General features: G+C 65.7%; 14 protein-coding genes. 13 read left to right on the forward strand and 1 reads right to left on the reverse strand.

Annotation, left to right across the window (positions count from 1 at the left end; translation table 11 throughout):
- Positions 1-41: 41 nt before the first annotated feature.
- The 11 genes from fabD (at position 42) to D580_RS0100275 (ending at position 9,821) form a co-directional block, all read left to right on the forward strand.
- Positions 42-977: an ACP S-malonyltransferase gene (fabD, locus tag D580_RS0100225; RefSeq protein ID WP_018952430.1), complete on the forward strand. Its 936-nt coding sequence runs from the start codon at positions 42-44 to the stop codon at positions 975-977.
- A gap of 231 nt (positions 978-1,208) precedes the next feature.
- Positions 1,209-1,952, forward strand: coding sequence for a 3-oxoacyl-ACP reductase FabG (gene fabG / locus D580_RS0100230; protein ID WP_018952431.1), 744 nt, complete (start codon positions 1,209-1,211; stop codon positions 1,950-1,952).
- A gap of 262 nt (positions 1,953-2,214) precedes the next feature.
- Positions 2,215-2,454, forward strand: a complete 240-nt coding sequence (gene acpP, locus D580_RS0100235) for an acyl carrier protein (protein WP_012638397.1) — start codon at positions 2,215-2,217, stop codon at positions 2,452-2,454.
- Between the two features lie 122 nt (positions 2,455-2,576).
- Positions 2,577-3,815: a beta-ketoacyl-ACP synthase II gene (gene fabF / locus D580_RS0100240; protein ID WP_026289556.1), complete on the forward strand. Its 1,239-nt coding sequence runs from the start codon at positions 2,577-2,579 to the stop codon at positions 3,813-3,815.
- Between the two features lie 40 nt (positions 3,816-3,855).
- Positions 3,856-5,163 carry an aminodeoxychorismate synthase component I gene (locus D580_RS0100245; protein ID WP_018952434.1) on the forward strand — a complete coding sequence of 436 codons (1,308 nt, stop codon included), beginning with the start codon at positions 3,856-3,858 and terminating at the stop codon, positions 5,161-5,163.
- Entirely contained in the window at positions 5,160-5,972 is an 813-nt protein-coding gene (pabC, locus tag D580_RS0100250) for an aminodeoxychorismate lyase (protein ID WP_018952435.1), read from the forward strand. Before D580_RS0100245 ends, pabC begins: the two co-directional genes overlap by 4 nt.
- Positions 5,969-6,997, forward strand: a complete 1,029-nt coding sequence (gene mltG, locus D580_RS0100255) for an endolytic transglycosylase MltG (protein ID WP_018952436.1) — start codon at positions 5,969-5,971, stop codon at positions 6,995-6,997. Before pabC ends, mltG begins: the two co-directional genes overlap by 4 nt.
- Positions 6,994-7,650, forward strand: a complete 657-nt coding sequence (tmk, locus tag D580_RS0100260; protein ID WP_018952437.1) for a dTMP kinase — start codon at positions 6,994-6,996, stop codon at positions 7,648-7,650. The genes mltG and tmk overlap by 4 nt, the downstream gene beginning before the upstream one ends.
- A complete protein-coding gene (locus D580_RS0100265) occupies positions 7,647-8,612 on the forward strand; it encodes a DNA polymerase III subunit delta' (RefSeq protein ID WP_018952438.1) in 966 nt (321 codons plus the stop codon). Before tmk ends, D580_RS0100265 begins: the two co-directional genes overlap by 4 nt.
- Before the next feature lie 12 nt (positions 8,613-8,624).
- On the forward strand, positions 8,625-8,966 hold the full coding sequence (locus D580_RS0100270) for a PilZ domain-containing protein (protein WP_012638390.1): 342 nt from the start codon (positions 8,625-8,627) through the stop codon (positions 8,964-8,966).
- Between the two features lie 81 nt (positions 8,967-9,047).
- Positions 9,048-9,821 (forward strand): TatD family hydrolase, encoded by a 774-nt coding sequence (locus tag D580_RS0100275; RefSeq protein WP_018952439.1) that lies wholly within the window; start codon positions 9,048-9,050, stop codon positions 9,819-9,821.
- A gap of 164 nt (positions 9,822-9,985) precedes the next feature.
- Here D580_RS0100275 and D580_RS0100280 read toward each other — a convergent pair whose 3' ends face one another.
- A complete protein-coding gene (locus D580_RS0100280) occupies positions 9,986-11,182 on the reverse strand; it encodes an integron integrase (protein ID WP_026289557.1) in 1,197 nt (398 codons plus the stop codon).
- Positions 11,183-11,440: 258 nt separating this feature from the next.
- On the opposite strand from D580_RS0100280, the gene D580_RS16475 reads away from it, so the two are divergent.
- Positions 11,441-11,920 (forward strand): hypothetical protein, encoded by a 480-nt coding sequence (locus tag D580_RS16475; protein WP_155999606.1) that lies wholly within the window; start codon positions 11,441-11,443, stop codon positions 11,918-11,920.
- 89 nt (positions 11,921-12,009) lie between these two features.
- Complete coding sequence (locus tag D580_RS15915) at positions 12,010-12,336, forward strand: DUF2004 domain-containing protein (RefSeq protein WP_081617195.1); 327 nt, start codon at positions 12,010-12,012, stop codon at positions 12,334-12,336.
- Positions 12,337-12,360: the final 24 nt, after the last annotated feature.

Raw genomic sequence — 12,360 nt, forward strand, 5'->3', positions numbered from 1 at the left:
ACGCGGCCTGATTTCCCTCCCTAAACAGAGGCCATTCCCCCATGACCTTCGCCTGCGTGTTCCCCGGCCAGGGCTCCCAGTCCCTTGGCATGCTGAGCGCCCTGTCCGATGCCCATCCCCAGGTTCGCGAGACCTTCCAGGAGGCCTCCGACGTGCTGGGCTTCGACCTGTGGAGCCTGGTGCAGAACGGGCCCGAGGAGGACCTGAACCGCACCGAGAACACCCAGCCGGCCATGCTGGCGGCCGGCGTGGCCGTGTGGCGGGTCTGGCAGGCGGCGGGCGGACCGGCGCCTGCGGTGATGGCGGGCCACAGCCTGGGCGAGTACACCGCGCTGGTGTGTGCGGGTGCCCTGGGCTTCAGTGATGCCGCGGGCCTGGTGGCCGAACGCGGCCGGCTGATGCAGGGCGCCGTGGCGCCGGGGCAGGGGGCCATGGCCGCGATCCTGGGCCTGGATGACGCCCAGGTGATCGAGGTCTGCGCCCGGGCCGCCGAGGGCGGCGTGGTCGAGGCGGTGAACTTCAATTCCCCGGGCCAGGTGGTGATCGCCGGCGAGAGCGCCGCGGTGGACCGGGCCGTGGCCCTGGCCGCCGAGGCCGGCGCCAAGCGCAGCGTGAAACTGCCGGTGAGCGTGCCGTCCCACTGCCGGCTCATGGCGGGCGCGGCCGAGCAGCTCGCCGAACGCCTGGCCTCGGTCGCGATCGTCTCCCCGCCCATTCCCGTGATCCACAATGTGGATGTGGCCAGTCACACGGACCCGGCGCAGATCCGCGCCGTGCTCGCGGCGCAGCTGCACCGTCCGGTGCGCTGGGTGGAGTCGGTGCAGAAGATGGCCGCCGATGGCAACACCACTGTGCTGGAGCTGGGCCCGGGCAAGGTGCTCACGGGCCTCAACAAGCGCATCGACAAGACCCTCGCGCTCGCCTGCGTGCAGGATCCCGAGAGCCTCGCCCAGGCCCTAGGAGCCTGTCGGACTTAGGCTGCGCCTACTGCGCTGGTGGGAGAGCGGTCCATTTTTCCGATCCCTTTCGTCGAATAGCGACGGCTATTCTCCTCAAACGATCGAAAAAATGGCCTCACTCTCCCATTCAGCTCGCTACGGGCACCTAAGTCCGACAGGCTCCTAGGGCAGGTGCAGGGCTGAGTCTGTCGAACATTTAATATATCGGACTGCCCAAAGCGGCCCGCATCATCGTCAGGAGAAGTCTTCATGAATCTGGAAAACGAGATCGCATTGGTCACCGGCGCGAGCCGCGGCATCGGCAAGGCCATCGCCATGGCGCTGGCGGAGCAGGGCGCCACCGTGGTGGGTACCGCCACCAGCGAATCCGGCGCCGAGGCCATCACCGCCTATCTGCGCGAGGCGGGCCTGAAGGGTCGGGGCATGGCCCTGAACGTGACCGATGCCGAGGCGGTCGAGGCGGCCATCAAGCAGATCAGCGACGATCTCGGTGGCATCTCCATCCTGGTCAACAACGCGGGCATCACCCGGGACAACCTGATGATGCGCATGAAGGACGAGGAGTGGGATGACATCATCCAGACCAACCTGACCGCCGTGTGGCGCGTCACCCGGGGCGTGCTGCGGGGCATGATGAAGGCCCGCAAGGGTCGCATCATCAACGTTGGCTCCGTGGTGGGTTCCAGCGGCAATGCCGGGCAGACCAACTACGCCGCCGCCAAGGCGGGTCTGCTGGGCCTGGGCAAGTCGCTCGCCCGGGAAGTGGGCTCCCGGGGCATCACCGTGAATACTGTGGCCCCCGGCTTCATCGACACCGACATGACCCGTGGCCTGCCCCAGGCCCAGCGTGATGCCCTGCTGGGACAGATCCCCCTGGGCCGCCTGGGCCGCCCGGAAGAGATCGCCTCCGTGGTGGCCTTCCTGGCCTCGCCGGCCGCCGCCTACATCACGGGCGAGACCCTGCACATCAATGGCGGCATGTACATGGCCTGATCGCCCTGCACATGAGAAAGCTGCTGTAACGAACTAAACAGAAAGGTCTTTTGGTCTTCATTACGCTGCCGGACCCGGCGCAGGAAAGTGACTTGCGGTGGTTTACAGCGGACATGGGGCCGGGCGATACTCGCGCCCCTCGAAGACTTGCAATGCCGGACCGGCGGTTCGCGCCAGCCACTTCAGGTGGAACGGTCTGGGGGATTTATCTAGAATAGCTGCCCAGCTTCGGCTGCTTATCCAACAAGGGGATTGTCAAACCATGAGCAACATTGAAGAACGCGTCAAGAAAATCGTTGTGGAACAGCTGGGCGTGAAGGAAGAAGAGGTCACCAACAGCGCTTCCTTCGTCGAAGATCTGGGCGCGGATTCTCTGGACACCGTGGAACTCGTCATGGCCCTCGAAGAAGAATTCGAGACCGAGATTCCTGACGAGGAAGCGGAAAAGATCACCACCGTGCAGCAGGCGATTGATTACATCAACGCCCACGCTCAGGGTTGATTGAAACCGGAACGCCGCTTCCGGTTCATTACCTCGACACCGTGGCCGCGACCAGTGCAGACTGCTCGCGGCCACGGGTGTTTTTGAACCGCCTGGAAACTTAAATCTCCGAGGGCAAGAGCTTGTCTAAACGGCGCGTCGTCATCACTGGACTGGGGATCGTCTCCCCGGTCGGCTCCACCATCCAGTCCGCCTGGGACAACATCACCGCAGGCCGCAGCGGGATTACACCCATTGACGTCTTTGACGCCTCAGAGATGCCGGTGCGCATCTCCGGCGCGGTGCGGGACTTCAATGCCGACGATTACATCACCCCCAAGGACCAGCGCAAGATGGACACCTTCGTCCATTACGGTATTGCCGCTGGCCTGCAGGCCATCAAGGATTCCGGCCTGGAGGTGACCGAGCAGAACGCCGAACGCATCGGCGTGGCCATCGGTTCCGGCATCGGCGGTCTGCCCTACATCGAGAAGAGCCACACGGCCTACCTCAATGGTGGTGCCCGCAAGATCTCGCCCTTCTTCGTGCCCAGCGCGATCATCAACATGGTGGCCGGCAACCTGTCCATCATGTGTGGCCTCAAGGGCCCGAACATCTCCATCGTCTCCGCCTGCGCCACCGGCACCCACAACATCGGTGACGCCGCGCGCATGATCATGTACGGCGACGTGGACGTGATGGTCGCCGGTGGCGCCGAGATGGCCACCACGCCGCTGGGCATCGGCGGCTTCGCTGCCGCGCGCGCCCTGTCCACCCGCAACGACGATCCCGCCCGTGCCAGTCGTCCCTGGGACAAGGACCGGGACGGCTTCGTGCTGGGCGATGGCGCCGGCGCGCTGGTGCTGGAAGAGTACGAACACGCCAAGGCCCGTGGTGCGCAGATCTACTGCGAGCTGGCCGGTTTCGGCTGGAACAGTGACGCCTACCACATGACCCAGCCGTCCGCGGGCGGCGAGGGTGCGGCCAAGTGCATGCTCATGGCCCTGAAGGATGCCGGTCTCAACCCCACGGACGTGGACTACATCAACGCCCACGGCACCTCCACCCCGGCCGGTGACGTGGCCGAGACGGCCGCGGCCAAGCGCGCCCTGGGTGACCATGCCTACAAGGTGGCCATCAGCTCCACCAAGTCCATGACCGGCCACCTGCTGGGTGCCGCCGGCGGCGTGGAGGCGGTGTTCCTGGCCCTGGCCATGAAGCACGGCGTGATCCCCCCCACCATCAACCTGGACAACCCGGACCCCGAGTGCGATCTGGACTACGTGCCCAATACCGCCCGCGAGATGAAGATCAACGTGGGCCTGTCCAATTCCTTCGGATTTGGTGGCACCAACGGCACCCTCGTCTTCCGGATGCTCTGATCCGATCCAGGCAGGGGGCGCGGCCCCCTGCCTGGATGCGGTGACGGACCTGCTGGCGCTGCACCGGCGCTGGCCCGGCAGATATCCCCATCTCCTGGAAAGCGCGCTCAAGGGCACGCCCCAGGCCCGTTACAGCATCCTGTTCGCCTTCCCGGGCCAGACCCTAAGACTGGACGCCGACGGCGGTTCCGGGGATTTCCTGCGTGCCCTGGATGCCTGGTGGCAGCGCGAGCGTGTCGCGCCCCTGAACGATGCCGCCGACCCCTTGCCGTTTCGCGGCGGCTGGTTCCTGTTCCTGGCTTACGAGCTGGCCGCGCAGGTGGAGCCGGTGCTGGATCTGCCCCCGGATCCCTGCGCACTGCCCGTGGCCTTCGCCCAGCGCTTCCCCTGTGCCCTGGTGGTGGACCACGAACAGGGCCTGACCCACCTGGTGGCCGAACCGGGTCATGAGTCGGCACTGGAACAGATGCGCGCCGATCTGGCCGCACTGGATGGAAGCGATGCCGCTGCCACGCCCCTGGTGCTCGAATCCCTGGAGGAGGACGAGCCCCGACGCTACCTGGGTGGTGTGGAGCGCATCATCGACTACATCCGCGAGGGTGACGTGTTCCAGGTGAACCTGTCCCGTGCCTGGCAGGCCCGCTTGCGCGAGTCGGTGGCGGCGGCGGAGCTCTATGACCGCCTGCGCACCCGCAACCCGGCCCCCTTCGCGGCGCTGGCCAGCCTGCCCGGCGGGCACATCGTCAGTTCCTCGCCGGAACGCCTGGTGCGGGTGCGCGGCGAACGGGTGGACACCCGGCCCATCGCCGGCACCCGTCCCCGGGGCGAGGCCCTGGAATCGGACCGGGCCCTGGCCACCCAGCTGCTGGCCCATCCCAAGGAGCGCGCCGAGCACATCATGCTGCTGGACCTGGAGCGCAACGACCTGGGCCGGCTGTGCGTGCCGGGCAGCATCCGCGTGGATGAACTGATGACGCTCGAGACCTATCCCCACGTGCACCACATCGTCTCCAACGTCACCGGCCGGCTTCGCCCCGGCATCAGCCCCGGCGAGGTGATCCGGGCGGTGTTTCCCGGCGGCACCATCACCGGCTGCCCCAAGGTGCGCTGCATGGAGATCATCGCCGAGCTCGAAGGGGAAGGGCGGGGCGCCTACACCGGCTCCCTGGGCTACCTCAACCGGGACGGCGACATGGACCTCAACATCCTCATCCGCACCCTGGTGCAGCGGGGCAACCAGGTGCACTTTCGCACCGGCGCCGGCATCGTTGCCGACTCCGATCCTCTGCGGGAGCTGGAAGAGACCCGCCACAAGGCGGAAGGCCTGCTACGGGCCCTGCGCGCATGATCCTGGTCAACGGACAAGCGGTAGACACCCTGCCGGTCCAGGACCGGGGGCTGGCCTACGGGGACGGCCTGTTCGAGACCCTGGCGGTGCGCGACGGCAAGCCCCTGCACTGGGACCGGCACATGGCGCGGATGGCCGAGGGCTGTGCGCGCCTTGGCCTGCCCGCGCCGGATGCCGGTCTGTGGCTGGCCGAGGCGCACCGGGTGTTGGCCGGCGGCGGGTTCGGGACCCTGAAGCTGATCCTGACCCGGGGCGTCGGCCCCCGGGGCTATCGCCCGCCTTTGAAGCCCGAGCCGACCCGGGTGGTGATGGGTGTCGAGACCTCAGGATTTCCCGCGGCCTGGTCGGAAGAGGGCGTGGAGGTCTGGCTGTGCCGGACCCGTCTCGGCCGCAATCCGCTGCTTGCGGGCATCAAGCATCTCAACCGCCTGGAGCAGGTGTTGGGACGCAGTGAATGGCAGGATGAATGCCAGGAAGGCATCATGCTGGATACCGAGGACCATGTGGTGGAAGGCACCATGAGCAACCTGTTCCTGATCCGGGACGACCAGACCCTCATCACGCCGGTGCTGGATCAGTGCGGCGTGGCGGGGATCACCCGTGCCCGGGTGCTGGATGCGGCCCGGGCGCTGGGCGTCTCCTGTCACGAGGCGCGGCTCACGGTCGCGGACCTGTTCAAGGCCCGGGGCCTGTTCCTCACCAACACCCTGATCGGGCTCTGGCCCGTGCGCCGGCTCGACGGGCGCGAGATCCCGCGCCATGAGCTGGTGGCGCGCCTGCGCCGGGTGCTCACGGAGGGCATGGCGTGAGGCGTCTGCTGCTGGGTGTCCTGTTCCTGCTGGTGCTGGCCCTGGTGGCCGCCGCCGGGCTCGGCTACGACTACCTGCGTTTCATGGATGAGCCCCTGGCGCTCAGCGAGACCCAGGTCTACGAGGTGCCCCCCGGGGCCTCGGTGCGCCGGGTCGCCCGCGATCTGCACGAAGCGGGCTGGCTGGAGCGGCCGGCCTACTGGGAATTCCACGCCCGGGTGGAGGCGGAGTCCGCCACCATCCGCGCCGGCGAGTACCGCCTGGAGCCGGGGCTCACGCCGCGCAGCCTGCTGGCCCTGTTCACCGCCGGACGCACGGTGCAGTACAGCCTCACCATCCCCGAGGGCTGGACCTTCGCCCAGATGATGGCGGCGGTGCGCGCCCACCCGCAGATCCGCCAGACCCTGGATCCGGCCGGGGACATGGAGATCATGGACCGGCTGGGTCGGCCTGGCGAGCATCCCGAGGGCTGGTTCTTCCCAGACACCTACCTGTTTCCCCGGGACACCACCGACATCGCCTTCCTGGAGCGCGCCCACCGGCGCATGGTGGAGTTCCTGGACGCCGCCTGGGCGGAGCGCCAGGAGGGTCTGCCCATCGAGAGTCCCTACCAGGCCCTGATCCTGGCCTCCATCGTGGAGAAGGAGACCGGCCATCCCGACGAACGGGACCTGGTGGCGGCGGTGTTCAACACCCGTCTCAAGCGCGGCATGCGGCTGCAGACCGACCCTGCGGTCATGTACGGCGCCGGCATCACCAACGGACGCCTGCGCACGCGGGATCTGCGCACCGACACCCCCTACAACACCTACACCCGCGCCGGCCTGCCGCCTACGCCCATCGCCCTGCCAGGCGGCGCCTCCATCCGCGCGACCCTGAACCCGGCGGATACAGAGGTGCTGTTCTTCGTCTCCCGGGGCGACGGCAGCCACCACTTCTCCACCACCTACCGGGAGCACCGGGAGGCGGTGATCCGTTACCAGCTGGGCGGCGACGCCAGTCGTTACCCGGGGAGTCGACGATGAACCAGCCAACCACGGCACGGGGCCGTTTCATCACCCTGGAGGGTGCCGAGGGGGTGGGCAAGTCCACCCAGATCCAGGCGCTGCAGGCGTTCCTGGAAAGCCGGGGCGTGCCCCTGCTGGTGACCCGCGAGCCCGGCGGCACGCCGTTGGCGGAACGGATCCGGGAACTGCTGCTGTCCCGGGACCACCCGCCCATGCACCCGGACACCGAACTGCTGCTCATGTTCGCCGCCCGGGCCGAACATCTGCGAACCCGCATCCTCCCGGCGCTGGAGGCCGGCACCTGGGTGCTCTGCGACCGTTTCACCGACGCCACCTACGCCTACCAGGGCGGCGGCCGGGGACTGGACCCGGCGCGCATCGCCGTGCTGGAGGACTGGGTGCAGGGACCGGTGCGCCCGGACCTGACCCTGCTGCTGGACGTGGACGTGCGCACGGGGCTGGCCCGGGCCCGGGGGCGGGGGGAGGCGGACCGCTTCGAGCAGGAGGCGGTGGACTTCTTTGAACGGGTACGCCAGTGCTACCTTGAGCGGGCCCGGGCCGAGCCGGCCCGCTACCGGGTCATCAATGCCGGCCAGTCCCTGGAGGCGGTGACCCGGGATCTGCAGGCGGCCCTGGTGCCCCTGCTGCAGGCCAACGGGGTGAAGCCGTGAGCGCCCCCTATCCCTGGCTGGAGGATGCCTACCGGCAGCAACTGGCGCGCCTGGCCTCCGGGCGCATGCCCCACGCGCTGCTGCTCACCGGCCCCGTGGGGATCGGCAAGCGGGCGCTGGCCGAATCCCTGGCCCTGGCCGCTCTGTGCAATGCGCCCGGTGTCGAGGGCGCGCCCTGCGGACACTGCGACAGCTGCCGCCTGTACCGCGCCGACACCCACCCGGACCTGACCCGGGTCACCATCCCCGAGGACAAGACCCAGATCGTCGTTGACCAGATCCGGGAGTTGTCCGAGACCATGGGGCTCAGTCGCTCCATGGGCGCCCATCGGGTGGCGCTGCTCTGGCCGGCGGAGGCCATGAATCCCAATGCCGCCAACAGCCTGCTCAAGACCCTGGAGGAGCCGCCGGAGCGCACGCTGATGATCCTGGTGAGCGCCGAGCCCTCGCGCCTGCCGGCCACCATCCGCAGCCGTTGCCAGACCCTGGCCGTGCCCCTGCCGCCGGACGAGATCACCCGCGCGTGGCTGGCGGGGCAGGGGATACAGGCCGGGCAGGTGGACGCGCTGCTGTGTCTCGCCCGGGGCGCGCCCCTGGTGGCGCGGGATCTGGCCGAGGAGGGCGCGCTGGAGCAGTGGCACGCCCTGCTGGGTGATCTGTCGCAACTGACCCGGGGCAAGACGGGCACGGTCGCCCTGGCGGAGCGCTGGAAGGCCCAGGACACCGAGCGCCTGATCCGCTGGGTCCAGATCGCCCTGTGGGAGTCCGCGCGGATCGCCTTCACCGGACGGGCCGCTGCGGGACGGGAGGATTTGCAGCCCCTGGCAAAGACGTTAGACTTGGGTCGCATCTTTCAATTACATGACCGCCTGACCGAATGGCGTCGCCTGGCCCGCACCACCGTCAATCCGCAGATGCTGCTGGAAGAGGTGTTCGCCGGCCTCGCGCCCGGCAGGGCATAGGAGAGTCACCGCATGTCGGCAGGACAGGGCATTCTCTCGCTGGCCATCAAGGACAAGAACTCCTTGTATGCCGCCTACATGCCGTTCGTGAAAAACGGCGGTCTGTTCATCCCCACCCAGAAGCCCTACAAGCTGGGCGACGAGGTGTTCATGCTGCTGACCCTCATGGAAGAGCGCGAGCGCATGCCGGTGGCGGGCAAGATCATCTGGGTCACCCCGCCCCGCGCCCAGGGCAACCGCACCCCGGGCATCGGCGTGCAGTTCAACCCCCAGGACAACGGCGCCACCCGCAACAAGATCGAAGGCCTGCTGGCCGGCGCCCTTCAGGCGGACCGCCCGACGCACACCATGTAAACCGAAATTCAACGTTCAAAATTCAAGATTCAAAGTCGCTGCACCTTTGAATTTTGAACGTTGAATGTTGAATTGCCCCATATGCTCATCGACTCCCACTGCCATCTGGATCGCATCGATCTGGAGCCCTTCGACGGTTCCCTGGACAAGGTCATGGACAGCGCCCGCGCCGCCGGGGTGGACCACATGCTGTGCGTGAGCATCTCCCTGGAGGAATACCCCACGGTGCGGGGCATCGCTGAGCGCTACGCGGATGTGTCCTGCTCCGTGGGCGTGCATCCGGGCGAGACCGAGGGAGCCGATCCCACGGTCGAGGACCTGGTGAGCCGGGGTCGCGATTCCCTTGTCGTGGCCATCGGCGAGACGGGGCTGGACTATCACTACCACCCCGAGGACAACGAGTGGCAGCGGGAGCGCTTTCGCACCCACATCCGCGCAGCCCGGGAGGTGGGCAAGCCGCTCATCATCCACACCCGTGACGCCCGGGAGGACACCATCAGGATCCTCAAGGAGGAGGGCGCCGATCAGGTGCGCGGTGTGATGCACTGCTTCACCGAGACCTGGGAGATGGCGCAAGCCGCCCTGGATCTGGGCTTCTATATCTCTTTCTCCGGCATCGTTACCTTCCGCAACGCCGAGGAACTGCGCGAGGTGGCCCGCCAGGTCCCCGACGACCGCCTGCTGGTGGAGACCGACTCTCCGTATCTTGCGCCGGTGCCTCACCGCGGCAAGGGCAACCACCCCGCCTGGGTGCGTGACGTGGCCGCGAAGGTGGCCGAGGTGCGCGGCAGCGACCTTGAAAGCATCGCGGCGCTCACGACGCGCAACTATCAGCAGCTGTTTGGCGCGTTATAGGGATTAAGGCGGGTTTGCCACGGAAGGCACAGAGGGAAAAAATCGAAACCTCAAGGACATGGCAGCGGCCGTCGTTTGCCTCTCTCGCCCGCCACCGTTAAAGTCGGGGCAAAGAAGACAGACAGGGAGTCTGGTCATCCATGAAGCCGCCCAATGCATCCCCTTCAGCCTGCATCCAGCGGGCTGCGCACGGCCAGACCGCCGCGGTTCAGCACATGGGTGTAGATCTGAGTCGTGGACACGTCCGCGTGTCCCAGCAGTTCCTGCACCGTGCGGATGTCGTAGCCGCTCTCCAGCAGATGGGTGGCGAAGCTATGGCGCAGCGTGTGGCAACTGGCCCGCTTCGCGATACCCGCCCGCCGGGCCGCCGAAACGACAGCCTTCTGCACCGCCGTCTCGTGCAGATGATGTCGTCGCGTCGCATCACTGCGCGGATCCCTGGACAGCCGGCCACTGGGAAACACGAACTGCCAGCGCCACTCCCGGGGCGCGCTGGGATACTTGCGTGCCAGGGCATCCGGCAGCATGGCCTCGCCGTAGCCCGCGTCCAGGTCCCGCTGATGCAGCGCCCGCACCTCTCTCAAGTGACGGGCAAGCGGGCCGGCCAGGGATTCAGGCAGTGGCACGATGCGATCCTTGTCCCCCTTGCCGCGCCGCACCACGATCAAGCCCCGGTCGAACTCCAGATCCTGCACCCTCAGACGCAGTGCCTCCATGAGCCGCATGCCCGTGCCGTAGAGCAGGGAAGCGATCAGCCACTGCATGCCATCCAGTTCCGAAAGCAGTCGATTCACCTCATTGCGGGACAGCACCACCGGCAGGCGCCTCGGGCGCCGGGATCGTCTGAATGCCCCCAGATCACCCAGAGGTTGTTCGAGCACCTTGTCATAGAGGAACACCAGCTCATCCGGTGCCCGGGCGTCGAAGTGCAGGAGAAATCGGCAGACCCAGCCGAGATAAGTCTTTTCCGTGCGGATCGACATGCCCCGGGTGCGTATGCCCGAGGCCAGGCGCACGAAGGCGTCCAGGTGCTTGTGTATGAGTGGGGCAAAGCGAGTATCGCCGATACGGCCCGCATAATCCTCGGGCGTCACCGGGGCGAATTCACGTGCAGTGGTGGCGTGTTGCGCTTCGAGGGTGCGGGCCGAATCCCGCCAGAAATCCCAATCCGGCGGCACGGGCCATTCTGTGCGCACGATGCTATACAGAGTCTGTATAGCATCGACCGACTGGCGGAACTGCCAGGCCTGCAAATTGGGTTTTTGCCCCAGCCGGGCCAGGTAGTCGGAGACGTCGTTCGCCTCCAGTTCCGCCAGACGCCGGCCCGGAAAGGCACGGATTAACTGCTCCGCCCGCATCACATACCAGCGTACCGATGCGGGCTTAACGCCCTGAGAGATCAGAATATTCCGGTAAAGATCCCAAAACCGGCGTTCCTGCTCGGCGCGACTCCCTGTCGCCATAAGGCACCTCCCTGTGTGCACGAAGCTCCTGAACAGGATTCATGCTGCCGCAACGCACACCGGAGAGGCAAGAGTTCCGCGTACTATACGGAATCCGCATATCATCGATATGGCAGAATCCGTCTAATCAACTGTTAGCACTGGAAGAAATTAGGTATGAAGCTATTTTGCTTTGCATCAAAGAACGTCGAGAACATCCAAATTGGCATTGACCGTCAGTTGTGGGCAGTGGGCACGCTTCTGAATCAACAGTCGATGGCCGGGCGTATCACAAAGGCAGAAAAATACCTTCGCCCTGGTGATCTCGGGGTTCTTTACTGCAATCCCACGCATTCATTTACCACCCCATTCATTGTCCGTTCACACGCAGATCCCAATGAGGTAGTTCTGGATGTTTGGCCTGAACCATGGTGTTTGCCTTTCAAGATCGAAACCCTCGGCGATTTGTCGAGGCAAATATCGGGAGATCTCGCTGCCAAGCATTGGCCAGTTTTGAAACGAAGGCTTGAGGCGAATCACGGGCGCGGTGGAGTAAGCGCAGCCATGAACATTACCGGTACAACCGTTTTCGTTCCTGTGGAAATTACTGGCGAAGACTGGGAGGCCATCCTTGAAGATTTGGCAAAACCAAAATAGTGCTAACAAGGGGCTCCAGGCGACCCCAAAAACGCTGGCGCGTTTTCGGGTCGCCTGAGCCCAATGCGTTGGGCAACCAAGGAGAAGCAATGACGTCTGCTGAAAATGAAAAAAGGAAGACTTTGGCATTAACTGCCATCAAAAACGCCTTCGGAACCGAGGAAGGTGAAGGCAACGTTAATTTGTTTGTTGAGCATCATCTTGGGGAGTTGCCACAAAGTTATTGGCAGCAGCATCTTGGTGCTAGCTCGCCAGAACCGAAGTCTGTAGTGGGGCTTCTCCAACTTCGTTCATCCTGGGGAGACAAAGGCATTGAATATTTTGACTTCAAGCTTCCTGGCGAGGTAACGGACTACGTTGTTTCGGTGCGTTTTGATGATTCAGGTAATATCGATGGCATCTCAATGGAAAGTTGAACCGGGCATGCCCAACAAGGCGCT

This window comes from Thioalkalivibrio sulfidiphilus (genome assembly GCF_000377945.1).
In the GTDB taxonomy this organism is placed as follows: Bacteria; Pseudomonadota; Gammaproteobacteria; order Ectothiorhodospirales; family Ectothiorhodospiraceae; genus Thioalkalivibrio_A; species Thioalkalivibrio_A sulfidiphilus_A.